Raw genomic sequence first — 22,767 nt, 5'->3', positions numbered from 1 at the left:
GTACGCACCCGGTTGAACAGTGGTGCGTCAGCGGCCCCATCCCGCGCCGCTCGATCCGGACGGGCCGGGAGGCCCGGCGGGCGGGGGCCCGCCGTCCAGCCCCTCCGCCAGCACTTCCGCCAGGTGGCGGGCCCGCACGCCGCCCAGTTGCGCCAGTTGCGTCCGGCAGGAGAACCCGTCCGCCAGGAAGGCCGTACCCGGTTCCGACGCCCTCACCGAGGGCAGCAGGCTCTCCTCCGCGCAGGCCGCCGACACCTCCCAGTGGCCCCGCTCGAAGCCGAAGTTCCCGGCCAGGCCGCAGCAGCCGCCGCTCAACTCTCCGCTCAGACCGGCCCGTTCACGCAGTCGGCGTTCCGCCGCGTCGCCCAGGACCGCGTGCTGGTGGCAGTGGGTCTGGCCGGTGACCGGGCGGTTCAGGCTGGGCGGCCGCCAGTCGGGGGCGTACTCCTCCAGGTACTGCGCCAACGTCCTCACGGATGCGGCCAGTTCGGCGGAGCGCGGGTCATCGGGGAGGAGTTCGGGCAGATCCGTGCGGAGGGTGGCGGCGCAGCTCGGTTCGAGGACGACCAGCGGGTCGCCCAGGAAGGAACCCATTTGGTCCAGGGTGCGGCGCATGACCTTGCGGGCCTTGTCCAGCTGGCCCGTGGACACGTAGGTGAGGCCGCAGCACAGCCCCCGGCCGGGGACCAGCGCCCTGCGGCCCGCCGCCTCCAGGACCCGCACCGCCGCCCGGCCCACCTCGGGCGAGAGGTGCTCGGTGAAGGTGTCGGGCCAGACCACGGCCACCTCGTCGTCCGGGAGGACGAACGTGCCCTTGCGCCGGTGCCGGTCCAGCCACCGGGTGAACGTCTCCCGCGCCAGGAGCGGGATCCCGCGCTCCGGCGCGATGCCCGCCGACCGCTTGGCGAGGGCGGCGAGGGGGCGCACCCGGGCCAGGGCGTTGAGGGCGGGCGCGAACGGGGCCGCCAGGCGCAGCCACACCGGCAGCCGGCCCATCGTGTAGTGGGCGGCCGGGCGCAGCCGTCGCCGGTAGTGGTGGTGCAGGAACTCGGCCTTGTACGTGGCCATGTCGACGCCGACCGGGCAGTCGCTCCGGCAGCCCTTGCAGGACAGGCAGAGGTCGAGCGCGTCCCGTACCTCCGTCGAGCGCCAGCCGTCCGTGATCACCCCGCCCGCGTCGCCCGCGAGCATCTCGTGCAGCAGCCGGGCCCGGCCGCGGGTGGAGTGGGCCTCCTCCCCGGTCGCCCGGAACGACGGGCACATCACACCCGCGCCGGCCGGCTGTGCCGTACGGCATTTGGCGACGCCCACGCAGCGGCGTACCGCCGCCGAGAAGTCGCCGCCGTCGTGCGGATAGCCGAAGGCGACGTCCACGGGGCGTCTCGGCAGCACTTCGAAGCGGAGGTTCTCGTCGAGGCGGGCGGGGCGGGCGAGGATGCCGGGGTTCATGCCGCCGTCCGGGTCCCAGATGTCCTTGAAGCGGGAGAAGAGGGCGACCAGTTCGTCCCCGTACATGCGCGGGAGCAGTTCGGCGCGGGCCTGGCCGTCGCCGTGCTCGCCGCTCAGTGATCCGCCGTGCGCGACGACCAGTCCCGCGAGGTCCTCGGAGAAACGGCGGAAGCGGACGACGCCCTCCGTGCTCAGCAGGTCGAAGTCGATCCGGACGTGGATGCAGCCGTCGCCGAAGTGCCCGTACGGGGTGCCGCGCAGCCCGTGTCCGGCGAGCAGGGCGCGGAAGTCGCGGAGGTAGGGGCCGAGGCGGGCGGGCGGTACGGCGCAGTCCTCCCAGCCGGGCCAGGCCTCCGTGCCGTCCGGCATCCGGGTCGCGGTGCCCGCCGCGTCCTCGCGGATGCGCCACAGGGCCCGCTGCCCGGCCGGGTCGGTGACGACCGTGCCGTCCAGCGCGTCGGCCGCCCGCAGCACGCGCTCGGCGTGCGCCCGCGCCTCGGCCGGGGTGGCGCCGCCCGTCTCGACGAAGAGCCAGGCGCCGCCGCGCGGCAGCCCGGCCGGTTCCCGTACGAGATCGGCGGCCATGCCCTCGACGGTGAGCGGGTGGTGCGGGAGCAGGCCGGGGGCGGCTTCGGCGGCCGCGGCCTCGTCGGGGTAGCCGAGTACGGCCAGCGCGCGGGCGGCCGGTGCCCCGACCAGTCGCACGGTCGCCTCCGTCACCACACCGAGCGTGCCCTCGCTGCCGCAGAAGGCGCGGGCGAGGTCGGTCCCGCGCTCGGGCAGGAGGGCGTCCAGCGCGTACCCGGAGATGCGGCGCGGGAGTTCGGGGAATCCCGTACGGAGCGGGGCGAGGTGGGTGCGGATGAGTTCGGGGAGGCCGGTCAGGGCCTCGGGGACGGTTCCCCGGCCCAGGCGCAGGGTGTCGCCGCCGTAGCGGGTCACGGTCAGGGCGAGCGTGTTGTCGGCGGTGGTGCCCCAGGCGACCGAGTGCGCGCCGCAGGAGTTGTTGCCGATCATGCCGCCCAGCGTGCAGCGGCTGTGCGTGGAGGGGTCGGGGCCGAAGGTGAGGCCGTGCGGTGCGGCGGCGGCGCGCAGCTCGTCCAGGACCACGCCCGGCTGGACGACGGCGGTACGGGAGCCGGGGTCCAGCTCGACGATCCCGCGCAGATGGCGGGTGAGATCGAGCACGACGCCGGTGCCGGTGGCCTGTCCCGCGATGGAGGTGCCGCCGCCGCGCGGCACCACGGGGACACCGTGTGCGCGGCAGACCGCGAGGGCGGCGGCCACGTCCTCGGCGTCGCGCGGGAAGACGACGCCGAGCGGTACGCGGCGGTAGTTGGAGGCGTCCATCGTCGTCAACGCCCGTGCGGTGGTGCCGAAGTCGGCCTCCCCGCGGACCGCGGCGCCGAGGGCCTGTGCGAGTTCGGCGCGTTCTGTCGGATTCCGATGTGCGGCCATGGCGCCCAGGATGCCGTTGATCGGGCCACTGGGCCGTACGGCGCCGCCCGTTTCCCCTGAATACGTCAATACGTCGGAATACGTCGGACGCGTAGTCACATACGTAACAGAGAAGGCCACAAGATCTTCCCAAAGAGAGCGTCAATTCTCATATAGTGACCGAGACTTGCCTTGGAATTGTCAGCTCCAGTTGCCGCATTCAGTCTGGCGGTTCCGAACTGTCCATATCTGTACCGTTCGATCCGTCCGACCTGCCCCACCTGTCCCGTTCCGTCCATCCGCACCCGTCCGCCCCAAGGACTCCCATTGAGCCCCTCATCCCGGCCGACCGCAGTGGCCCTGCTGATATCGCTGGCCGTCACCGGATCCCTGTGCCTGTGGGCGGTCACCGCCGCCCCCGATTCGGTACGGACCGAGCTGGCGTGGGGGGCGGGTGCCGCCGCCGTGGCGCTGTCCGCCGCCGTGGCCGCCGCCGTCCAGGCCCGCGCCAACGCCGGCCGTCTGCGCGCCCGGCTCACCTCGGAGACCCAGCGGTTCACCGGTGAGATCAGCCGCCTCGTGTCCGCCTCGGCGGCCGAGGGCCAGCGGTTCACCGCCGAGACCGCCCGCATCAAGTCCGCGGCGGCGGCCGAGACGGCACGCCTCAGGTCCGCGTACGAGGCGGAGACGGCACGGCTCACCGCGCATGCCGCCGCCGAGACCGAACGGCTCACCGCGGACATCGCGCGGCTCACCGCCCGTGCCACCCGCAGCGAGACCGAGCGCTCCGCCGCGGTCGCCGCCTGCGCCAACGCCGCGGGCCGGATGCAGGCCCTGGCCACCAGCATGCTCGCCGACCTGCGCGACATGGAGCACCGGCACTCCGCCGAGGACGTGCTCGGAGACCTCCTCCACCTCGACCACCGCACCGCCCAGGCGGGCCGGCTCGCCGACTCCATCGCCGTGCTGACCGGCGCCCGCTCCGGGCGGCGCTGGGCGAAGCCGATCGTGATGGAGTCGATCCTGCGCGGCGCGATGGGCCGGATCAGCGGCTACCAGCGGGTGCGGCTCCACTCGACCAGCGATGTCGCGGTCGCCGGCCACGCCGCCGAGGGCGTCATGCACGCGCTCGCCGAACTCCTCGACAACGCCGCCAACTTCTCGCCGCCCACGGCGGAGGTCCATGTGTACGTCGAGGAGGTGCCGGCCGGCATCGTCCTGACCGTCGAGGACAGCGGCCTGGTCATGAGCGATGTGCAGCTGCGCCGCGCCGAGCGCGCGGTGTCGGCGACCGACCAGGACCTGACGGGGCTCTCCGGCACCCGGCTCGGCCTCGCCGTCGTCGGCCGGCTGGCCCGCAAGCACGGTCTGACCGTCTCGTTCCGGCCGTCCGCGCGCGGCGGCACGGGCGCCCTGCTGATGCTCCCGCAGGAGCTCCTCACCCGGACCCCCGTAGCGGTCCCGGAGCCGGTGTCCCGGCCGGTCCCCGAGCCGGAGCCCACGCACGGCACCGCCCCGGCGGAGACGGGTACGGCGGCCGGCGCAACGGCGGCTCCCGCGTCCGGGGCCCAGCACCAGCAGCACGCACCGGCCCCCGCCGAACCTGCCGCCCCCGCCGCGGACACCCCCGCGTCCGAGACCACCGGCAGTCTCCCCCGGTTCGGCGAGAGCGGGCTGCCCAAGCGCCCCCGCGGCCGTACTCTCGCCGCCGCCGAGGCCCGCGCCAACGCCCACGGCGACGGCGACGCGGCCCCCCGGCCCCGCACCTCCGACCCCAAGGAACAGGCAGCCCGCTTCAGCAGCTTCCGCCAGGCTGTCCGGCCCAATACCCCGCACCCGGAAGAAGGCAACACCCGATGACCGCCACCACCGACGAGAAGCTCAACTGGCTGCTGGAGGGGCTCCTGGAGCGCACCCCCGGCACCCGTCACGCCCTCGTCCTGTCCAGGGACGGCCTCAAGCTGTGCCGCACCCCCGAGCTCTCCGTCGACCAGGCCGACCAGCTGGCCGCGATCTCGGCCGGCATCCAGAGCCTCTCCCACGGCGCCTCCGTCGAGTTCGGTGACGGCACCGGCGGCGTACGGTCCGCGATGGCCGAGTTCTACGGCGGTGTGCTGTTCATCGTCGAGGCGGGCGCGGGCGCCCATCTCGCGGTCGTCGCCTCCGAGGACTCCGACGTCGGCCTCATCGGCCACAACATGAGCGAGCTCGTCGAGCAGCTCGGCGAGCACCTCAGCGCCCCGCCCCGCTCCCCCGCGGCCACCGCCGCCGACGCCGACGCGGCCGTATGACCCGCCCCCGCCGCCCCGGCCGGGACGACGATCCGGACCGGCTGTACACCCTCACCGGGGGCCGCAGCCGGTCCGACTCGGACGCGTTCGACCTGGTGACGCTGGTGGTCTCCGAGTGCGAGCCGGCCCCCGGCATGCAGTCGGAGCACGTCACGATCCTGCGGATGTGTCAACTGCCCACCGCGGTCGTGGAGATCGCGGCGGGCCTCGGCCTGCCCGTCAGCATCGTCCGGATCATGCTGTCCGACCTGCTGGACACCGGACGGATCAGCGCCCGCCACCCCCGTACTGCCCGTGTCGCGGACCGGCTCCCCGACCCCGACATCCTGGAACAGGTGCTCGTTGGACTCCGCAACCTCTGACCGTGCCGCCCTGCGGGCGACGGCCGACAACGGACTGAAGATCGTCGTCGTCGGCGGCTTCGGCGTCGGCAAGACCACCATGGTCCGCTCCGTCAGCGAGATCCGTCCGCTGAACACGGAAGAGACCATGACCCGCGCGGGCGAGGCCGTCGACCATCTCGACGGCGTGCAGTCGAAGACCTCCACGACCGTCGCGTTCGACTTCGGCCGGATCTCGCTCGACGAGCGCTCCGTGCTGTACCTCTTCGGCGCCCCCGGCCAGGAACGCTTCTGGTTCCTGTGGGACCGGCTGTTCTCCGGCACGCTCGGCGCCGTCGTGCTCGTCGACACCCGCAGGCTCGCCGACTCCTGGTACGCGATCGACCGGCTGGAGCACCACGGCACGCCGTTCATCGTGGCCTGCAACGACTTCGGCGGCCCGCTCCACACCGAACAGCAGATACGCGAGGCGCTCGCCCTCTCGGACGACGTGCCCCTGGTCGAGTGCGACGCCCGGGACCGTTCGTCCAGCAAGTACGTACTGATCACGCTGGTCGAGTACCTCCACACCCTCTCGCAGGGCGGGGCTGCCGCCCGGTCCGCCGCCGCCCGTCCGGAGATCGCGCCGGAGAAGACCCCGGAGCCCACCCCGTGACCCAGCCCCCGGCGCCACCCGCAGGATGCCCCGTCTCCCCGCACCGCGAGCCGCTCTCCGGCCCCCGGTTCCAGACCGAGCCGACCCGGCTCTACCGGGAGATGCGCCGCGACCACGGGGCCGTGGCGCCGGTCGTGCTCGACGGCGACGTCCCCGCCTGGCTCGTGCTCGGCTACCGCGAACTGCACCAGGTCACCGGCGACCCGGTGCTGTTCAGCCGCGACTCCGACCTGTGGAACCAGTGGGACCGCATCCCCGACGACTGGCCGCTGCTGCCGATGATCGGCCGCAAGCAGCCGTCGATCCTGTACACGGTCGGCCCCCGGCACACCGAGCGCGCCGCGATGATCAGCAACGCGCTTGAGGCCGTCGACCCGTTCGCGCTGAAGCGGTACGCGGAGGAGTTCGCCGACGGTCTCATCGACCGGTTCTGCGCCACCGGCGGCACCGAGATCATCGCCGAGTACGCGATGCTGCTGCCCGCCCTCGTCCTGGCGAAGATCTACGGCTTCAGCGACACCGTCGGCCACGCGCTCGTCGCCTCGCTCAACGACATGATCGACGGCCGGGAGCGGGCGCTGGCCGGCCAGCAGCACCTCGCCTCGTCCATGTTCCAGCTGCTGGCCGACAAGCACGCCGAGCCCGGCGACGACGTCGCCTCGCGGATGATCGCCGACCGCGGCCACTTCACCGACGAGGAGGTCGCCCAGGACCTGATGGTCATGATGGCCGCGGGCCACCAGCCGACCGCCGACTGGATCGGCAACTCGCTGCGGCTGATGCTCACCGACGACCGGTTCGCCGCCTCCCTCTCGGGCGGCCGGCACAGCGTCGCCGAGGCCATGAACGAGGTCCTGTGGGAGGACACCCCGACGCAGAACGTCGCGGGACGCTGGGCCTCGCGCGACACCCGCCTCGGCGGCCGCCACATCCAGGCGGGCGACCTGCTGCTGCTGGGCATCGCCGCCGCCAACTACGACCCGCAGGTCCGCACCGACGGCTCCACCCTGACCGGCGGCAACAACGCCTTCCTCTCCTTCGGGCACGGCGAGCACCGCTGCCCGTTCCCGGCCCAGGAGACCGCCGAGGTCATCGCCCGTACCGGCATCGAGGTACTGCTCGACCGGCTCCCGGACATCGACCTCGCCGTACCCGCCGAACAGCTCACCCGGCGCCCGTCCCCGTGGCTGCGGGGCCTGACCGGCCTGCCGTTGACCTTCACGCCCACCCTCGCGCTGGGACCCACCGCGGAAACCGCCACCGGAGGCCAGAGATGACCCGGATCGCCCTCGACCCCTTCGTCGCCGACCTCGACGGCGAGAGCGCCCGGCTGCGTGCCGCGGGCCCGCTCGCCGAGGTGGAACTGCCGGGCGGGGTGCACTGCTACGCGGTCACCCACCACGCCGAGGCGCGGCAGCTGCTCACCGACAGCCGGATCGTGAAGGACATCGACGTCTGGAACGCCTGGCAGCGCGGCGAGATACCCATGGACTGGCCGCTGATCGGCCTCGCCAACCCGGGCCGCTCCATGCTCACGGTCGACGGCGCGGACCACCGCCGGCTGCGCACCCTGGTCGCGCAGGCGCTGACGGTGAAGCGGGTGGAGCGGCTGCGGGCCGGCATCGAGGCGCTGACCACGGCGAGCCTGGACCGGCTGGCCGCGCTGCCGAAGGGCGAGCGGGTCGACCTGAAGGCGGAGTTCGCCTACCCGCTGCCGATGAACGTGATCAGCGAGCTGATGGGCGTGGACAGCGCCGACCACCCGCGGCTGAAGGAGCTGTTCGAGAAGTTCTTCTCGACGCAGACGCCGCCCCAGGAGGTCCCGCAGATGATGGCGGACCTCGGCGAGCTCTTCACGAAGATCGTCGACGGCAAGCGGCAGAACCCGGGCGACGACCTCACCAGCGCCCTGATCGCGGCCTCCGAGAACGGTGACCAGCTCACCGACGAGGAGATCGTCAACACCCTCCAGCTGATCATCGCGGCCGGTCACGAGACCACGATCAGCCTGATCGTGAACGCGGTCGTCGCACTCCAGACGCACCCCGAGCAGCGCGAGCAGGTGCTCGGCGGTCAGGTGCCGTGGGAGAACGTGATCGAGGAGACCCTGCGCTGGAACACGCCCACGTCGCACGTCCTGATCCGGTTCGCCACCGAGGACGTGGAGGTGGGCGACAAGGTCCTGCCCAAGGGCGAGGCCCTGATCGTCTCCTTCGGCGCGCTCGGCCGCGACGAGGCGCAGCACGGTCCGACGGCCGGTGACTTCGACGTCACCCGCTCCCCCAACCGCCACATCGCGTTCGGTCACGGACCGCACGTCTGTCCGGGTGCGGCGCTCTCCCGGCTGGAGGCGGGCGTGGCGCTGCCCGCGCTGTACGAGCGGTTCCCGGAGCTGGAGCTGGCCGTACCCGCGTCCGAGCTGCGGAACAAGCCGATCGTCACCCAGAACGACCTGCACGAGCTGCCGGTGGAGCTGGGCTGACGGGCGGGCCCCGTAAGCGGTCCGGGGACCGGAGCGGGCGTCTCATCCGACGGACACGGTGCTCGGCCGTGTCCGTGAGGCACTACGCTCCGGTTCGTGGCCGATATCCAGATTCCCGCTGACATCAAGCCCGCCGACGGACGCTTCGGCGCCGGTCCTTCCAAGGTGCGGACGGAGGCGCTCGACGCGCTGGCCGCCACCGGTACGTCTCTTCTCGGTACGTCCCACCGCCAGGCCCCGGTCAAGAACCTGGTCGGCGCGGTGCGTCAGGGCGTACGCGACCTCTTCTCCCTCCCCGAGGGCTACGAGGTGATCCTGGGCAACGGCGGCTCCACCGCCTTCTGGGACATCGCGACGCACGGACTCATCGAGACGAAGTCCCAGCACCTCAACTTCGGCGAGTTCTCGTCGAAGTTCGCGAAGGCCGCCAAGCTCGCCCCGTGGCTGGCCGACCCGACCGTGATCGCCTCCGACCCGGGTACCCACCCGGACCCGCGGGCCGAGGCGGGCGTCGACGTGTACGCCTTCACGCACAACGAGACCTCGACCGGTGTCGCCGCGCCCGTCAGGCGCGTCGCGGGCGCCGACGAGGGTTCCCTGGTCCTGGTGGACGCCACCTCCGGCGCGGGCGGCCTGCCGGTCGACATCACCGAGTCGGACGTCTACTACTTCGCGCCGCAGAAGTCCTTCGCCTCCGACGGCGGCCTGTGGATCGGCGTCTTCTCCCCGGCGGCCCTGGAGCGCGCCGCGCGCGTCCACGCCTCCGGCCGCCACATCCCGGAGTTCTTCAGCCTGCCCACGGCGATCGACAACTCGCTGAAGAACCAGACGTACAACACCCCGGCCCTGGCCACGCTGTTCCTCCTGAACGAGCAGCTGACCTGGATGAACACCCAGGGCGGCCTGGACTTCACCACCGGCCGCACGGCCGCCTCCGCGCAGAACCTGTACGGCTGGGCCGAGGAGTCGAAGTACGCGACCCCGTTCGTCACCGACCCGGCGAAGCGTTCGCAGGTCATCGGCACGATCGACTTCGCGGACGAGATCGACGCCGCCGCCGTCGCCAAGGCCCTGCGCGCCAACGGCATCGTCGACACCGAGCCGTACCGCAAGCTGGGCCGCAACCAGCTGCGCGTGGCGATGTTCCCGGCGATCGACCCGTCGGACGTCCAGGCGCTGACCGCCTGCATCGACTACGTGATCGAGAAGCTGTGACGAGGTAGTCGCACGAGAAGGGCCCCGCGGCGCGCGGGGCCCTTCGTCGTTCACTCGGCCGGGTGGCGGAACGGCTTTCGGGCCCTGACGAACGGATCTGCCTACGATGATGACCTCGGCATCAACCCTTCAGGAGGCCCGCAATGTCTGCAGCAGCAGTCGAGCACCCCTGTGACGGTGAACCGGAATCGCTGCTCGCCATGGCCGACAGGCTCGCGGAGCAGAACCCGGGTTACCGCGTCGAGATCATCGGAGGCGTCATCACCGTGGCCCCATCGCCGGACGCTCCGCACGCCCGCGTGTTGACCAAGATCATGCGTCCGTTCATCGCAGCCGGTCTCGACGACGGCGAGACGGAGGTCTTCCAGGGAATCGGCGTGTGGCTCCCCGGCGGCCCTACGGACTTCGCCATCCCCGACCTGTCGATCGTCGACGCCGATCTCGACGAGCATCTGGTCGAGAACAACTGCTACGACCCCGCCGTCTTCCGCCTCGTGCTGGAGGTCACCTTCAGCAACTACAACAACGACCTGCGCAACAAGGTCGCCGCCTACTCCGAGGCCAAGATCCCGGTCTACGTGATCATCGACCGGAAGCACAGCCGGGTTCATGTCCTGACCGAGCCCATGGGCGGTGGCTACGAGAGCCACCAGGTGTACGCCCCCGGGCAGACCGTCACCCTCCCCGAGTCGATCGGCGCCCCGGTGACCCTCGACGTCGACAAGCTCATCCAGGCCGGCCGCCCCCGCGCCTGATCAGCCGGCCGCCGCCACCAGGACCTCCCTCAGCCGGGCTATGCCCGCGGCCCACTCCTTGTCTCCCCCGTCGTCCCACAGCTCGCGCAGCTCCGAATTCTCGCCCAGCACCGCGTCGAGGGCCTTCACCGCGAGGGGGCGCAGCTCCGTCGGGAGCGTGGGCAGCGGCTTGTCGGGGCCGTACGCGGTGGTCACCGGCTCGCCTCCCGGGCACTGGGCGGCGATCAGCGCGGCCGCCGCGACGGCGGGAGCGCCCTCGTCACTGTCCAGGTAGTCCGCCTCGATCGCGACGGTCAGGGCGTTGCGGAGCACCGCCGCCCGCTCGGCCTCCGGCGCGTCGTCGACCGCCCCGGAGAAGTCCGCGGCGCTGTCGTTGTCGAAATGGCCGGTGTCCCAGGTGCCCATGAGGTTCCCTCCGCAAGCGCTGTCCGTACGTGGGCCACTCTCGCACCCACCACTGACAACGGCGGGCCGGCGCTCAGCCGTTCTCCGCTCCCCGCTCCCAGCGCCGTTCGCCGTCGCACCACTTCTGCGTCGGCACCAGTCCCGCCGCACCGGCCACGGCGGCGGAGGCGTCGTGGTCCGGACGGATGTGGGCGAGGACGGTCCGCACCGTCCCCGGCCCCGTCCCCAGCAGGTGCGCCACCAGTCCCGCCGCGGCCTCCTTCGCGTACCCGCGCCCCTGCCACCGTGTCCCGACCACCCAGGCGATCTCCGCCTCCGCACCCGGCACGTCCACCGTCGCCTGCACGTATCCGGCCAGCCGGCCCCCGTCGCGCACCCGTAGCACCCAATTCCACCACCGCACCCCGGGGTCCGGAGAGCCGGCACTCCAGCGCCGGTAGCGGGCCCGCAGCTCGTCGGCGGTCTCCGGGGCGCCTCCGGTGTACGTGTGCAGGGCCGGGTCGCCGAGCACCGCCGCCATCTCGTCCGCGTACGCGACCCGCAGCGGCAGCGCGTCCAGCCGCGCGGTACCGAACGGCCCGGGATCACGGTCCATTCCCTCAGTTCCCCTTCCTGCGTCGCCCCATGAAGACCAGGAAACCGATGCCGGCGAGCACGAGCACCCCGGTCAGGGTCGTCCCCTTCACGTCCCCGGTGCCGTCGCCCGCCGCTCCGGCGGACGAGGCCGACCCGTCGCCGCCCCGGGACGGCGACGTGGAGCCGCCCCCGTCGCGGCCCTCCACGTCCACCCGTTCCACATCGCTCCGTTCCCCCTCCGAGCCGAACATCAGCGCCGAGCCGTCCGCCGTGTACGTCACGGACTCCGCCTGCCGCTGGAGCGGGGCCCGGACCGCGTGGTCGGCGCCGAGCCTGCCGTTCTCGAAGACGTAGCCCCGGGCGCTGAAGTACGAGCGCAGCACCAGCTCCTTGCCGTCCGGCGAGAACGCCCCGTCCGTCACCCACGGCACCTCGCCCACCCGCCGGAAGACATTGGTGGCCCCGGTGGTCAGCTTCGCCGGGCCCTCGTACAGCCCGCCGCCGTCCTCGTTCTTCGACGCGATGTAGACGCGCCCGGTCTTCGGGTGGACCATCAGCGCCTCGGCGTTGCGCGGGCCGTCCGCGTACTTCACGTCGAACTGGGTGGCCCGGACCGTCGCGTCCTTCAGCTCCTTCGGCTCCGGGAAGCGGTAGATCCAGACGTGGTCCCAGCTGCCGTTCAGGTTGTCGCCGATGTCACCGACGTACAGATCGCCGTCGGGTCCCAGCGAGATGGCCTCCACGTCGCGGGGCTCGCCCACCCCCTTCATGGTGATCGTCGCGACGGTCTTCCCGGTCCGGGAGTCGACGGCGTAGACGTACGGCCCGTCGTCGCTGTCGTTGTGCGTCCAGTAGATGCCGGGGTGGACGCGGCTCGCGGCGAGGCCGCTGGACTCGGTGATCCGGGGGTCCTCGATGGTGAAGCTCCGGTCGGCCCCGTCGTCGGCCACGGCCGGGACCGCACCGGTGAACAGGAGGAGCAGCGCGGCGGCTCCGGACACAGTCAGGTACGAACGCATGGCACAAGTGTCCATCGTCACGTCGCAGGCGGCAGGAGTGATCCGCGATGATGACGCCATGCGGTTCACGTTTGTCGGCGATTCCATGACCATCGGCTGCGCCGGCGACTTCACCTGGCGCTACCGGATGTGGCAGCACCTCGCCTCCACCCTCGGTACGCCGTTCGCGATCGTCGGGCCGCGCAGCACGCTGTACGACACGGTGGCGGGCGCCCCGGTCAGTCACGCGTACGGCGCACCGGACTTCCCCGACGAGGCCCGCACCCACCTGGCCGGCTGGGGCGAGGGCTGGCTGCACATGGCCCCGGTGATCGCCGGCACGGTGGCCGGGTACCGCACGGACGTCCTGCTCGTCTCGCTCGGCCTGATAGACCTCGGGTTCTACACGGACAGCGACCGGACCGCCCTGAACGCACGGGCGTTCATCACGGCGGCACGCACCGCGAACCCGCACGTCAAGATGGTCCTGATGCCCGTGATACCGAACATCCGGGCCGAGTCGGACGCCCCGTTCGCCGCCGAGTGCGACCGTTTCAACGAACTCCTGGCGAAGGCCGTCGCCGACCTGGACGACCCGATGTCCCCGGTCCTGCTGGCCTCCCGCCCCCCGGGATACGACATCCACGAGGACACGTACGACGGAACGCACCCCGGCCCCACCGGCGAGCACGCGCTGGCGGGCGCCTTCGCCGGTGCGATGCATCAGGCGTGGGGGCTGGGCGGCCCGTACACGCCGCGTCCATGACCGGACACGGAGGAATCGACATGACAGGAACGGCCACCCGGCACCTCTATCTCGTCCGGCACGGCGAGGCTGCGGGGGAGGACGACGACTGCACGCTGACGGAGGCCGGGCGCCGGCAGGCGCAGCTGCTCGGCCGGCGGCTGCGCGAGCACCCGATCTCGGTGGTGCGTCACGGCCCGCTGCCCCGGGCCGCCCTGACGGCGCAGCTGATCGTCGAACAGCTCGACGACGTCCCCGTCCGGGTCGCGGAGACCGCCGACGACTACGTTCCGCACTTCCCCGGCCGGGCGGAGCTGCCCGCCGACAGCGCCGACCGCTTCCTGCGGTTCCTGGAACCGTGCACCGCCGAGGAGCGGGTGCGGGGACCGGAGCTGGCGCGCCGCGCCCTGGCGGAGCTCACCGGTCCGCCGGAGGGCGACGAGGACGTCCATGAACTCGTCGTCACCCACAGCTTCCTGGTGTCCTGGCTGATACGGGACGCCATGGACGCGCCGAAGTGGCGCTGGCTCGGCCTCAACCACGGCAATGCCTCGCTGACGGTGATCCGCTACGCCCCGGGCCGCCCGGCGTCGGTCCTGGTCTCCAACGACATGCGGCATCTGCCCGAGGAGCTGTGCTGGACGGGTTTCCCGCCCGAACTCCGGGTCTGAGCCCGGGACTTCCTACCGGCCGTCCGAAGAGGGCCGGGCCCGCACGTGCATCCGCTCGCCCTGCTGTCCGAACAGGCTGAGGAATTCGACCGGCTCGGGCCCGGCGCTGGCCCACGCGTGCGGCGTACGTGTGTCGAACTCGGCGACCTCACCGGCCGTGAGCACCAGATCGTGTTCGCCCAGCAGCAGCCGCAGCCGCCCCGCCAGCACGTACAGCCACTCGTATCCCTCGTGCACCCGCTGTTCCAGCGGTCCGGTGGACCCGCGCCCGCCGGGCAGGATCTGCTTGTACGCGTGCAGCCCGCCGAGGTGCCGGGTGAGCGGTACGAACGTCATGCCGTCGCGGGTGAAGGGGCGGAAGTGGATGCGCGGGTCGCCGGTGGCCGGGGCGCCGACCAGCTCGTCCAGTTGCACCCCGTACGCCTTCGCCAGCGGCAGCAGCAGTTCGAGGGTGGGCTTGCGGCCGCCGGACTCCAGGCGCGAGAGGGTGCTCAGGGAGATCCCGGTCGTCTCGCTGAGCTGCGCCAGGGTCGTGCCGCGTTCCTGGCGCAGGGCCCGCAGGCGCGGACCGACGCCCGTCAGAACGGTCGTGATCTCGTCGTCGGGTCGTTCCGCGTGCTCCGCGCCGTCTTCCATGGGTCCATTATTTGCCGACCCGGCAACCGGGCGCGTCAGGACGACAGGATCATGGCCAGCGAGAGCCGGGTCAGCTCGTCGGTCAGCCACTCGGCGTCGACCTGGCGGGGCCGGCGGCCGTGGTGGGCCATGAGTTCGTCCACCGAGTGGTTGAGCACCGTGACGGTCACCGTGTGGTCCCTGGCCACCGCCTCGCCCCGGCGCACGGCACGCTCGGCCTCGGACGTCAGGAACTCGATCCACATCGCCCGCCAGGTCGCGAGGTGCTTGTCCACCTCCCGGCTCACCCCGAGCACCTCGACGAAGGCGACCCTGGCCGCGCACCGGTCCTCGGTGACCGCCTTCACATAGGCCTCGAAGAGCAGCCGGACCCGCTCCTCCGTCGAGCAGTCCTCCATGCCCTCCGCCATCAGGGCGTTCTCGGCCGCGCGCAGCCCGTAGGTCGCCACCTCGTCGTACAGCGCCATCAACAGCACTTCGCGGGAGAGGAACTCCTGGTGGAAAACATGGACGGGCACCTTCGCGCGGGCGCACAACTCCTCGATGCCCGTGTGCGCGTACCCGTACGCCCCGAACAACTCACGCCCTGCCCGCAGGAGTCGGTCCCGTGCTCCCAGGAGCTCCATGGACTGCCCGACCGTCCCGTTCCGCCGGCTCGCCACGACACCCGTCATCGGTCCTCCTTCGTCGTCCGTACCGCTGTCCCCACTCTTCCCGCTCCGCACGGTCGGTGGTGGGTCCGCCACGCACTGAGGACTCCATCACTTCCCGCGCTCCCCCGCCGCCGGAACTCTCCAAGAAACAACCCCCGGGGGGCGCGAGACCTGCCTCTTCACGCCTCGGCGCAGGCGCCCCCGCCCCCGGACCGGGCCGGTACGACCAGGGACGTCGGCCCGGTCCCCGCCGCCCGGCAGGCCGCCCCCGGGCTGTTTCGCCGGGCTCTGCGCAACTGGGCGCGGAGACCTTGCGAATCTACGATTCTCCCTGGTGGAAAGGAGGTCCGCGTGGACCGGAACATACGCACGACGGATGACGTACTGCGCCTCATGGACGGCCTGTTCGCACGCGGCGCCGACCGGTGGACGGCCGACGCCGGCTCCTGGTGGGACGGCTTCTACGCGGACCGGGAGCGGCCCGTGCCGTTCTTCGTGGCGAAGCCGGACGAGAACCTCGTCTCGTACGTCGACCGCGGGCTGATCGCCCCCGGCCGCGTCCTGGAGCTGGGCTGCGGGCCGGGCCGCAACGCCGTCCATCTGGCGTCCCTGGGCTTCGAGGTCGACGCGGTGGACCTCTCCCCGACGGCCCTCGCCTGGGCGAAGGACCGCGCCCGCGAGGCCGGGGCCGAGGTCCGGTTCCACCACGGCGATGTCTTCGCCCTCACGGCGACGGAGCTGACCGGCCCGTACGACCTCGTCTACGACTCCGGCTGCTTCCACCACCTGCCGCCGCACCGCCGCGTCAGCTACCTCGCCCTGCTCGACCGGGTCCTCGCCCCCGGCGGCTGCTTCGCCCTCACCTGTTTCGCGTCCGGCGAGGGCGGCATGGGCTCCGAGCTCCCCGACGAGGCCTTCTACGACCGGGGCGGGCTCCAGGGCGGACTCGCCTACACACCGGAGTCCTTGCGCCGGATCTTCTCGGAGCTGACGGAGACCGAGCTCCGCCGGATGCACGACGAACCGTCCGGCTCCCCGCTCTTCGGCGAACCCTTCCTCTGGACGGCCCTGTTCCGCCGGCCCGCCGCAGAGACCGCCTGACCCGGCCCGGACACGGCGTCAGGAAGCCGCAGCACCGCCCCGGCCCGGATCGGCGTCCAGCGCCGGGGCGATCACGGCGAAGGCCCGGTCCAGCAGCGCCACCGGGTCCTCGGCGCCGTCACCGGCGCTCCACCGCCACAGCACCGCGTCGAACGCGGTCAGCGCCATCCCGGCGGCCAGCCGCGGGTACAGCTCGGTGTCGGGCCCGAGCCCCGTACGGTCTGCCAGCTGCGCCGTCAGATCGTCGCACCACTGTGCCTGACGCTCCATGAAGCGGGCCCGCAGGGCGGGCGTACGCAGGATCAGCCGGACCACGCGCAGCGCCCGCTCCGCGTGGTCGGGGTGGGCGCAGGCGGCCAGCGGGACCGAGACGGCGCACAGCAGCGCCTCCGAGGGGCGCTCCCCGGCCGGCCGGGCCGCCAGCTCCTCGCACATACCGGCGCCCATGTCGGCCAGGAACTGGACGACCACGTCCTCCTTGGACGCGAAGTATCGGAAGAACGTCCGCTTGGACACACCGGCGGCGGTCACGATCTCGTCGACGGTGACCGCGTCGAAGCCTTTCGCCGCGAGCAGTTGCAGCGCCGCCTCGGTCAGCTCGCCCGAGACGAGACGGCGTTTGCGCTGGGCCATGGTCATTTCAGGACGGGAACTCACCCACCCATGGTAACCCCATGCCTTTCATGGCACTCGGGCGCCTCTTGACACCAAGTGCCAACGTCGGCAATGTGTGCCGCATGACACGGCAACAGCACTGGACCACCGAGCGGATCCCGGACCAGACCGGCCGGGTGTTCGTCGTCACCGGAGCCAACAGCGGCCTGGGCCTGGCCACCACCCGGGCGCTCGCCCGCAGGGGCGCACGTGTGATCCTCGCCGTACGCGACGAGGAGAAGGGCCGCCGGGCCGCCGCGGAGATCACCGGGGAACAGCCGGACGCCGACCTGGAGGTGCGCCGTCTCGACCTGGCCGACCTCGACTCGGTCCGCGCCTTCGCCGACCGGTTCCACGCCGACCGGTCACGGCTGGACGTGCTCGTCAACAACGCCGGGGTGATGGCACCGCCCCGGTCACTGAGCGCACAGGGCCATGAACTCCAGTTCGCCACGAACCACTTGGGCCACTTCGCGCTCACCGGACTGCTGCTCGACACGCTTTCCGCCGGGCGCGACCCCCGTGTGGTCACCGTCAGTTCGCCCAACCACCGGCAGGGCCGGCTCTTCCTCGACGACCTCTCGGGAGAGCGCGCGTACTCGCCGATGGGGTTCTACAACCAGTCGAAGTTCGCCAACGCCGTCTTCGGCCGGGAACTCCATCTGCGGCTCACCGGAGCAGGCAGCCCGGTGCTCAGCCTGCTCGCCCACCCCGGCTACACCTCCACCAACCTGCAGACGAGCGCCCCGGTCGGCCCGGTGAGGCTGCTGTACGGCCACCTGCTCCGCCCGCTCGCCCAGACCCCGGCGCGCGGCGCGCTTCCGCAGCTCTACGCGGCGACCCACCCGGACGTGCGGGGCGGCGAGTTCATCGGGCCGGACGGCATGGCCGAGCTGCGCGGCCGGCCGGACCGGGTCCGGCTGTCCCCCGCGGCGGCGGACGCCGACACAGGACACCGCCTGTGGGAACTGTCGGAACGCCTGACCGGCGTACGGTTCGCGTTCCCGGCCCCGGCCTGAGGGCCGGACGCGCCGCGGCCGGTGAAGCGGGTGCTTCACCGGCCGCGGCGTCGTTCCGTACCGGTCAGGCCTTGCCGGTGCAGATCGCGTCGTAGGGCCGCCCCGGGCTGGGGAACAGCTCCAGGGGCTTGCTCCCGGCCGGGCACTGCTCGGCCGTCTTCGTCAGGTCGAGCACCTTGCTCACACCGCTGCCGCCACTGCCGCAGGCGACCTCCTTGGCCTGGTCGTCCACGCAGTCGCCCTTCACCAGCTGACCGCCGCCCGCACCGGCGTCACCGGGGTGGTCGCCCTTCAGGTTGCGGCCGCAGATGGTCTTGCTGGGGATGCCGGACTTGGCGTCGCCGCCGGACCCGAAGGAGACCTTCACCGAGATGATCGCGTCCGTACCGGCCGGGCACTGGATGGAGTCGGAGAAGATCGCGCCGTCCTTGATCTCCAGGGCCTTGATCGTCGCCCCGGAGTCCCCGCAGTCCAGGGGCTGGTAGGCGTCCTTCGCGCTGCTGTCGGGCCCGGCGCAGTCGCCGACCTTCCAGTCCTTGGTCGCATGGACCCCGCCGCTGTCCTTGCCGCAGGCGGAGGCCGCGCCGAGGACGAGCGCGACGGCCAGCACCGCCTTCGAGCCGTTCAGGAGAGCCCTGCGGGAGCTGCGTCGCGGAGAGGAAACGGTGGTGCTTCGGCTGCCGCTGAGGGGTCGCGTGCTGCCGTTGACTCTCATACTGCTCCTCGGAGTTCGGGTATGGGGCGCGGCCCGCACTGCACTCGGCGCGGCCCGCGCATGGTGGCGCGCGCGTGAGGACGACGGGACCGGGCGCCGCGGTTCCCGCTCCATCGGATTCAGCCTCCGCGCGGGTCCGGTGCGGCGAACTCCACGTCCGCGGCGTGCGCCACGACCTCCAGATCGCTGCCGAGGGCCCATTCGGCGACCCGTGAGACCGCGGCCGCCGGGACGGGCCCGCTGATCCCGGGCGCGGCCGGGATGTCGTGCGTCGCGTGCGCGTCGTGCGGCATGACGACCCGGTACCCCAGCTCCAGCGCCGTACGGGCCGTCGCCTGTACGCACATCTCGGACATCACTCCGCAGATGGCGAGCGCCCGCACCCCCGAGTCCCTCAACAGGTCGCCCAGCGGGGTCCCGTGGAACCCGTCGTCCCTCAGCTTGCGGATCACGGCCTCCGTGGGCGAGGCCTCGACGGTGTGGTGGAGTTCCCATCCGGGCGTCCCCGGCTCGTCCCCGGCACCGGGCCGCCCGTCGTTCTGTACGTGGACGACGAGCGCCCCGTCCTTGCGCGCCCGCGCGATCAGCCCGGCCGTCCGGTCGACGAGCCGGGCCGCCTCGGGAACCGCCCGGTCGCCGCGGACCGCGTCCTCCTGGACGTCCACAACGATCAGTGCCTGCACGGGAAGTACGCGATTGCTCATGCCGTCATCATGTCCGCCGCCACCGGTGCGCCTCCACATGTTTTGAGGCGGCCGGAGGGAGTACCTGCGGCACCCCTGCTCCACGAGTTCCCCCTACTCGCTCAGCCCCACAACACCCCAGCCCCGCCGGGCGGCGTCGGTGAGGACATGTCCCCACTCCGTCAGCAGGAGGGCGAACTCGTCGAAGTCGCCGCCCCGGCCGTCGGGAACGGCGGAGTACACGGTGAAGGCCTCGCGCAGCCCGTCGAGCCGCGGCCGTACGTCCTCCCAGGTCGTGGCCAGCCCCCGGACACCGTCCGGCGACCGTGCGACCAGCAGGCCGTACGCGACCTCCGGGTCGTCGGAGAAGAAGTCCCTGTCCGTCTCCCCCGACTCACCGTCCATGCCGTCCCGGATCAGCCCGAGCAGGAAGGCGTCCAGCCCGGCCCGCAGCGGCGGATCGGCGTGGTCACGGACGCACTCCCAGAAGTGCGTGGCCCAGAAGTGCGGCTTGTACGAGCCGAGGGTGTCCTGGAACTCGTAGATGCCGAAGAAGGAGCCGTCCGGCCCCTTCGGCCACTTCCAGTCACCCTCGACCACGGGGGCGTCGTGGTCCCACAGCCCCGTCCCGTCGGCGTACCAGGCATTCCTCAGCCGCAACAGCCGCTCGCGCTCGCGCACTTCGCCCAGCCACGACCAGTCGGCGATCAGCACCGTGATGTCGAGCCCCATGGCACGAGGCTACGGTGTGAGATCGTCCTGCGCATGGTGGATTCGGCGGGAACGGTCGGGGCAGCGGAGTCGTGGGGCTTCGCCGGTGACACGGTCGCCGTGTCCGCCGACGCGGTGGCGGAAGCGGTCCGGGCGAGGATCGCCGGCGGGAAGCTCGAATCGCTGCTGGAGAGTTCGGCCGGGCGGACGCTGTTCGTCGTGAGCAACACCGAGCGGGCGATGGTGATGCTGCTCGATCACCCGGGCGACCCGGGCGAGCACGCCACGGATCCGGGGGCCGAGGAGTGGAGCGACGGGTTCGTCCTCTCGAACGGGCAGGCCGACGAATACCCCGACGCGGACACCGTTCCGCTCGACGAGGCCCTCCGGATCGTCCGCCACATCCTCGCCGTCGGCCGGCCCCCGGCCGACGCGGCGTGGGCGGTCGACCGCTGAACCGGACCATGGCTCAGGGCGTCAGGACGAACACTCCGCCAGCTTCGGCTTGTTCGGCGGGTTCGGCCTGTTGAGCAGCGGGGCGATGTGGTCGGCGTACAGCTTCTCCCAGACCCCGTCGGTCATGATCTTCTTCAGCGCCGAACACACCTCCCCCTTGAGCCCCTTCTCGTCCGGCTTCATCGCGACGCCGTAGCCCTCCGCGCCGGGACCGCTGTCCAGCCGCTTCAGCTCGGAGGGGTTGTTCTTGACGAACCCGGCGAGGATGACGTCGTCCGTGCTCACCGCGTAGACCGACGACGCCGGGTCCAGCAGGTCGCGCACGCACCGGTCGTAGCCGTTCGGCAGCGACTCCGTCATGTGGTAGCCCGCCTTGGGCAGCCATGACTCGTATGTCGAACTCCGCGCGGTGCACACCTCGAACTGCTCGTTCCGCAGCATCCTGGAGTCGTCGATCGACACCGTCTTCGCCTTCCTGCGGACCATGAAGCTCCGGCTGGCCACGTAGTACGGGCCGGCGAACGCGACGCTGTAGTCGGGCGCCTTCGCGTGCTTGCGCTCCGGCGTGATGCTGTAGGTGGCGATGACCAGATCCACATCGCCCTTCTGCAGTATCGTGCTCCGGTTCTCGCTGCTCACGGGCTCGAAGGTGACCCGGTCACGGCTGTAGCCCATGTCGCGCGCGACGGCGTAGGCCACCTCGATCTCGTACCCGCGGTAGGTACCGTCCTTGGTCCGCTCGCTCAGTCCGGGCTGATCGGCCTTGACGCCCACCTTCAGGATCGGGTGCGTCCTGATGTACGGCTCCGGCTGGGAACCGCGGCCCGGCCGGGCGTCGGTCCCCGCCCCTCCGTCGCCCCGCATCCGGTCCGCGGCGAACCAGCCGAGACCGGCCAGCAGGGCCCCGCACACCACGGCCGCCGAGAGCTTCTGCCATCCCGGGACGCCCTTCCCCGGCCGCCGGGGCGGGGGCGGCACGGGCACGGGTGGTGCCTGCGGGGGTACGGGCGGGGGCTCGGGCTCCGGTACGGGGTCCGGCTTCGCGGCGGTGTCGCGGAGGATCTTCCGCAGCATCTCCTCCGCGCTGTGGGCGCTCAGGCGCCGGCGCGGGTCCTTGTGCATGAGCCGGACCACCACATCGGCCAGGTCGCCGCCGTGTTCCATCGGCAGCGGGTCGGACTGGCAGGCGGCGACCAGCACCTCGTACTCGTTCGGCCGGTCGAAGGGGTGCCTGCCCTCGACCATCTCGTACAGCGTGACGCCCAGCGACCACAGGTCGGAGGCGGGTGTCGCGGTGCTCTCCCGCGAGGTCTGGGCGAGCAGTTCGGGCGCCAGGTACTTGAAGGTGCCGATGAGTTCACCCGCCCTGGTGAGCGGGGCGGCGCCGTCGAAGGTCGCGATCCCGAAGTCCGCCAGGATCGCGAAGTCCTCCTTGGCGAAGAGGATGTTGGCCGGCTTCACGTCGCGATGGACCACGCGCGCCTCGTGCACCGCCCGCAGCCCGCTCAGCACCTGTAGGCCGATCGCGGCCGTCCGGCGCACCGGCAGCCGCTGCTCCGCGCGCATCAGCTCCGCCAGCGAACGCGCGTCGAGCAGGTCCATCACGATCCAGACCTGGTTGCCGGACTCGACCCGGTCGTGCACCGCCACCACGTTCGGGTGCTTGATCTTGGCGATGGCCGCGGCCTCCCGCCGGGCCCGCTGCATCATCTGCTCCTGCGTGGCCGCCCCGACGACGTCCCGGCCCAGCAGCCCCTTCACCGCGACATGACGGTCCAGGCGCGTGTCCAGCGCCTCCCAGACCTCGCCCATGCCACCGCGCCCGAGGCTGTGCAGCAGCTCGTAACGTCCGTCGATCACATGGTGCGGAGCGGGAGCCGCCGCCCGGTCCGGCGCCTGGGACGGCTCCGGCTCCGCCGGGGGCCATGACCGCGCGTGTTCGCTCGAATCGCTCCGGAGGAAGTCGCCCGCCCGGCCGCCGTCGGCGCCACGCGGGGAATCCTCGCCCTGTCCGTGCTCCGAATCGCGGCCGGCCGTACCCTCGCTGTGCATGCGACCCCCTGTGGACTACATGGTGGCAACAGACTAGACGTTCGGTCATATGCGCTGCGGCGCACAG

24 protein-coding genes are annotated in these 22,767 nt (G+C 72.1%); 13 read left to right on the top strand and 11 right to left on the bottom strand.

Annotated elements, in window-relative coordinates; genetic code table 11:
- Window positions 1-27: 27 nt before the first annotated feature.
- Window positions 28-2,907 carry an FAD-binding and (Fe-S)-binding domain-containing protein gene (locus AB0D53_RS04835; protein WP_362440170.1) on the bottom strand — a complete coding sequence of 960 codons (2,880 nt, stop codon included), beginning with the start codon at window positions 2,905-2,907 and terminating at the stop codon, window positions 28-30.
- A 306-nt stretch (window positions 2,908-3,213) separates the two neighbouring features.
- On the opposite strand from AB0D53_RS04835, the gene AB0D53_RS04830 reads away from it, so the two are divergent.
- The 8 genes from AB0D53_RS04830 to AB0D53_RS04795 all read left to right on the top strand — a co-directional run bounded on the left by AB0D53_RS04830 (window position 3,214) and on the right by AB0D53_RS04795 (window position 10,625).
- On the top strand, window positions 3,214-4,746 hold the full coding sequence (locus AB0D53_RS04830) for an ATP-binding protein (RefSeq protein ID WP_362440167.1): 1,533 nt from the start codon (window positions 3,214-3,216) through the stop codon (window positions 4,744-4,746).
- On the top strand, window positions 4,743-5,177 hold the full coding sequence (locus tag AB0D53_RS04825; protein ID WP_362440164.1) for a roadblock/LC7 domain-containing protein: 435 nt from the start codon (window positions 4,743-4,745) through the stop codon (window positions 5,175-5,177). Before AB0D53_RS04830 ends, AB0D53_RS04825 begins: the two co-directional genes overlap by 4 nt.
- Window positions 5,174-5,539 carry a DUF742 domain-containing protein gene (locus AB0D53_RS04820; protein ID WP_362440161.1) on the top strand — a complete coding sequence of 122 codons (366 nt, stop codon included), beginning with the start codon at window positions 5,174-5,176 and terminating at the stop codon, window positions 5,537-5,539. The genes AB0D53_RS04825 and AB0D53_RS04820 overlap by 4 nt, the downstream gene beginning before the upstream one ends.
- The gene (locus tag AB0D53_RS04815) at window positions 5,520-6,173 is read left to right on the top strand and encodes an ATP/GTP-binding protein (protein ID WP_266415878.1); all 654 of its coding nucleotides are present in this window, start codon (window positions 5,520-5,522) and stop codon (window positions 6,171-6,173) included. Before AB0D53_RS04820 ends, AB0D53_RS04815 begins: the two co-directional genes overlap by 20 nt.
- The gene (locus tag AB0D53_RS04810; protein ID WP_362440156.1) at window positions 6,170-7,450 is read left to right on the top strand and encodes a cytochrome P450; all 1,281 of its coding nucleotides are present in this window, start codon (window positions 6,170-6,172) and stop codon (window positions 7,448-7,450) included. Before AB0D53_RS04815 ends, AB0D53_RS04810 begins: the two co-directional genes overlap by 4 nt.
- On the top strand, window positions 7,447-8,655 hold the full coding sequence (locus tag AB0D53_RS04805; RefSeq protein ID WP_362440153.1) for a cytochrome P450: 1,209 nt from the start codon (window positions 7,447-7,449) through the stop codon (window positions 8,653-8,655). The genes AB0D53_RS04810 and AB0D53_RS04805 overlap by 4 nt, the downstream gene beginning before the upstream one ends.
- Window positions 8,656-8,751: 96 nt before the next feature.
- Window positions 8,752-9,870 carry a phosphoserine transaminase gene (gene serC / locus AB0D53_RS04800; RefSeq protein ID WP_329820537.1) on the top strand — a complete coding sequence of 373 codons (1,119 nt, stop codon included), beginning with the start codon at window positions 8,752-8,754 and terminating at the stop codon, window positions 9,868-9,870.
- Window positions 9,871-10,013: 143 nt separating this feature from the next.
- Complete coding sequence (locus tag AB0D53_RS04795) at window positions 10,014-10,625, top strand: Uma2 family endonuclease (RefSeq protein ID WP_362440148.1); 612 nt, start codon at window positions 10,014-10,016, stop codon at window positions 10,623-10,625.
- Here AB0D53_RS04795 and AB0D53_RS04790 read toward each other — a convergent pair whose 3' ends face one another.
- The 3 genes from AB0D53_RS04790 to AB0D53_RS04780 all read right to left on the bottom strand — a co-directional run bounded on the left by AB0D53_RS04790 (window position 10,626) and on the right by AB0D53_RS04780 (window position 12,625).
- Complete coding sequence (locus tag AB0D53_RS04790) at window positions 10,626-11,030, bottom strand: DUF4259 domain-containing protein (protein WP_362440145.1); 405 nt, start codon at window positions 11,028-11,030, stop codon at window positions 10,626-10,628. It lies immediately after the preceding gene.
- 73 nt (window positions 11,031-11,103) lie between these two features.
- The gene (locus tag AB0D53_RS04785; protein ID WP_362440142.1) at window positions 11,104-11,625 is read right to left on the bottom strand and encodes a GNAT family N-acetyltransferase; all 522 of its coding nucleotides are present in this window, start codon (window positions 11,623-11,625) and stop codon (window positions 11,104-11,106) included.
- A 4-nt stretch (window positions 11,626-11,629) separates the two neighbouring features.
- On the bottom strand, window positions 11,630-12,625 hold the full coding sequence (locus tag AB0D53_RS04780; protein ID WP_362440139.1) for a WD40 repeat domain-containing protein: 996 nt from the start codon (window positions 12,623-12,625) through the stop codon (window positions 11,630-11,632).
- A 58-nt stretch (window positions 12,626-12,683) separates the two neighbouring features.
- Here AB0D53_RS04780 and AB0D53_RS04775 point away from each other — a divergent pair, with 58 nt between their 5' ends.
- Both AB0D53_RS04775 and AB0D53_RS04770 read left to right on the top strand, forming a co-directional pair.
- Window positions 12,684-13,370, top strand: coding sequence for a GDSL-type esterase/lipase family protein (locus AB0D53_RS04775; protein WP_362440136.1), 687 nt, complete (start codon window positions 12,684-12,686; stop codon window positions 13,368-13,370).
- Between the two features lie 20 nt (window positions 13,371-13,390).
- Window positions 13,391-14,020 carry a histidine phosphatase family protein gene (locus AB0D53_RS04770; protein WP_362440133.1) on the top strand — a complete coding sequence of 210 codons (630 nt, stop codon included), beginning with the start codon at window positions 13,391-13,393 and terminating at the stop codon, window positions 14,018-14,020.
- Between the two features lie 12 nt (window positions 14,021-14,032).
- On the opposite strand, the gene AB0D53_RS04765 is transcribed toward AB0D53_RS04770, so the two are convergent.
- Together AB0D53_RS04765 and AB0D53_RS04760 are read right to left on the bottom strand one after the other, a co-directional pair.
- Entirely contained in the window at window positions 14,033-14,656 is a 624-nt protein-coding gene (locus AB0D53_RS04765) for a helix-turn-helix domain-containing protein (RefSeq protein ID WP_362440130.1), read from the bottom strand.
- Window positions 14,657-14,691: 35 nt separating this feature from the next.
- Window positions 14,692-15,282, bottom strand: coding sequence for a TetR/AcrR family transcriptional regulator (locus tag AB0D53_RS04760; protein WP_329820626.1), 591 nt, complete (start codon window positions 15,280-15,282; stop codon window positions 14,692-14,694).
- Between the two features lie 378 nt (window positions 15,283-15,660).
- Here AB0D53_RS04760 and AB0D53_RS04755 point away from each other — a divergent pair, with 378 nt between their 5' ends.
- Window positions 15,661-16,410 carry a class I SAM-dependent methyltransferase gene (locus tag AB0D53_RS04755; RefSeq protein ID WP_362440127.1) on the top strand — a complete coding sequence of 250 codons (750 nt, stop codon included), beginning with the start codon at window positions 15,661-15,663 and terminating at the stop codon, window positions 16,408-16,410.
- Between the two features lie 18 nt (window positions 16,411-16,428).
- Here AB0D53_RS04755 and AB0D53_RS04750 read toward each other — a convergent pair whose 3' ends face one another.
- On the bottom strand, window positions 16,429-17,049 hold the full coding sequence (locus AB0D53_RS04750) for a TetR family transcriptional regulator (protein WP_362440978.1): 621 nt from the start codon (window positions 17,047-17,049) through the stop codon (window positions 16,429-16,431).
- A 98-nt stretch (window positions 17,050-17,147) separates the two neighbouring features.
- On the opposite strand from AB0D53_RS04750, the gene AB0D53_RS04745 reads away from it, so the two are divergent.
- Window positions 17,148-18,083 carry an oxidoreductase gene (locus tag AB0D53_RS04745; RefSeq protein ID WP_362440124.1) on the top strand — a complete coding sequence of 312 codons (936 nt, stop codon included), beginning with the start codon at window positions 17,148-17,150 and terminating at the stop codon, window positions 18,081-18,083.
- Window positions 18,084-18,147: 64 nt separating this feature from the next.
- Here the strand turns inward: AB0D53_RS04745 and AB0D53_RS04740 are convergent, their stop codons facing one another.
- From AB0D53_RS04740 to AB0D53_RS04730, 3 genes are all read right to left on the bottom strand, one after another.
- A complete protein-coding gene (locus AB0D53_RS04740; protein WP_362440121.1) occupies window positions 18,148-18,798 on the bottom strand; it encodes a hypothetical protein in 651 nt (216 codons plus the stop codon).
- A 119-nt stretch (window positions 18,799-18,917) separates the two neighbouring features.
- On the bottom strand, window positions 18,918-19,502 hold the full coding sequence (locus AB0D53_RS04735) for a cysteine hydrolase family protein (RefSeq protein ID WP_362440118.1): 585 nt from the start codon (window positions 19,500-19,502) through the stop codon (window positions 18,918-18,920).
- A gap of 93 nt (window positions 19,503-19,595) precedes the next feature.
- Complete coding sequence (locus AB0D53_RS04730; RefSeq protein WP_362440115.1) at window positions 19,596-20,213, bottom strand: hypothetical protein; 618 nt, start codon at window positions 20,211-20,213, stop codon at window positions 19,596-19,598.
- Between the two features lie 33 nt (window positions 20,214-20,246).
- Here AB0D53_RS04730 and AB0D53_RS04725 point away from each other — a divergent pair, with 33 nt between their 5' ends.
- Window positions 20,247-20,648, top strand: a complete 402-nt coding sequence (locus tag AB0D53_RS04725) for a hypothetical protein (RefSeq protein ID WP_362440112.1) — start codon at window positions 20,247-20,249, stop codon at window positions 20,646-20,648.
- A 21-nt stretch (window positions 20,649-20,669) separates the two neighbouring features.
- On the opposite strand, the gene AB0D53_RS04720 is transcribed toward AB0D53_RS04725, so the two are convergent.
- On the bottom strand, window positions 20,670-22,700 hold the full coding sequence (locus AB0D53_RS04720; RefSeq protein ID WP_362440109.1) for a serine/threonine-protein kinase: 2,031 nt from the start codon (window positions 22,698-22,700) through the stop codon (window positions 20,670-20,672).
- Window positions 22,701-22,767 lie beyond the last annotated feature (67 nt).

Origin of the sequence: Streptomyces sp. NPDC048295, assembly GCF_040652135.1 — a bacterium.
Lineage (GTDB): Bacteria > Actinomycetota > Actinomycetes > Streptomycetales > Streptomycetaceae > Streptomyces.
This window is presented reverse-complemented; position numbering and strand designations above follow the sequence as displayed.

Bases quoted from the DNA above. Each gene is read 5' to 3' on its own strand.
- AB0D53_RS04835 (WP_362440170.1), bottom strand. From the start codon at position 2,907: ATGGCCGCACATCGGAATCCGACAGAACGCGCCGAACTCGCACAGGCC.
- AB0D53_RS04825 (WP_362440164.1), top strand. From the start codon at position 4,743: ATGACCGCCACCACCGACGAGAAGCTCAACTGGCTGCTGGAGGGGCTC.
- AB0D53_RS04820 (WP_362440161.1), top strand. From the start codon at position 5,174: ATGACCCGCCCCCGCCGCCCCGGCCGGGACGACGATCCGGACCGGCTG.
- AB0D53_RS04805 (WP_362440153.1), top strand. From the start codon at position 7,447: ATGACCCGGATCGCCCTCGACCCCTTCGTCGCCGACCTCGACGGCGAG.
- AB0D53_RS04795 (WP_362440148.1), top strand. From the start codon at position 10,014: ATGTCTGCAGCAGCAGTCGAGCACCCCTGTGACGGTGAACCGGAATCG.
- AB0D53_RS04790 (WP_362440145.1), bottom strand. From the start codon at position 11,030: ATGGGCACCTGGGACACCGGCCATTTCGACAACGACAGCGCCGCGGAC.
- AB0D53_RS04785 (WP_362440142.1), bottom strand. From the start codon at position 11,625: ATGGACCGTGATCCCGGGCCGTTCGGTACCGCGCGGCTGGACGCGCTG.
- AB0D53_RS04780 (WP_362440139.1), bottom strand. From the start codon at position 12,625: ATGCGTTCGTACCTGACTGTGTCCGGAGCCGCCGCGCTGCTCCTCCTG.
- AB0D53_RS04775 (WP_362440136.1), top strand. From the start codon at position 12,684: ATGCGGTTCACGTTTGTCGGCGATTCCATGACCATCGGCTGCGCCGGC.
- AB0D53_RS04770 (WP_362440133.1), top strand. From the start codon at position 13,391: ATGACAGGAACGGCCACCCGGCACCTCTATCTCGTCCGGCACGGCGAG.
- AB0D53_RS04765 (WP_362440130.1), bottom strand. From the start codon at position 14,656: ATGGAAGACGGCGCGGAGCACGCGGAACGACCCGACGACGAGATCACG.
- AB0D53_RS04760 (WP_329820626.1), bottom strand. From the start codon at position 15,282: ATGGAGCTCCTGGGAGCACGGGACCGACTCCTGCGGGCAGGGCGTGAG.
- AB0D53_RS04750 (WP_362440978.1), bottom strand. From the start codon at position 17,049: ATGACCATGGCCCAGCGCAAACGCCGTCTCGTCTCGGGCGAGCTGACC.
- AB0D53_RS04745 (WP_362440124.1), top strand. From the start codon at position 17,148: ATGACACGGCAACAGCACTGGACCACCGAGCGGATCCCGGACCAGACC.
- AB0D53_RS04740 (WP_362440121.1), bottom strand. From the start codon at position 18,798: ATGAGAGTCAACGGCAGCACGCGACCCCTCAGCGGCAGCCGAAGCACC.
- AB0D53_RS04735 (WP_362440118.1), bottom strand. From the start codon at position 19,502: ATGAGCAATCGCGTACTTCCCGTGCAGGCACTGATCGTTGTGGACGTC.
- AB0D53_RS04730 (WP_362440115.1), bottom strand. From the start codon at position 20,213: ATGGGGCTCGACATCACGGTGCTGATCGCCGACTGGTCGTGGCTGGGC.
- AB0D53_RS04725 (WP_362440112.1), top strand. From the start codon at position 20,247: ATGGTGGATTCGGCGGGAACGGTCGGGGCAGCGGAGTCGTGGGGCTTC.
- AB0D53_RS04720 (WP_362440109.1), bottom strand. From the start codon at position 22,700: ATGCACAGCGAGGGTACGGCCGGCCGCGATTCGGAGCACGGACAGGGC.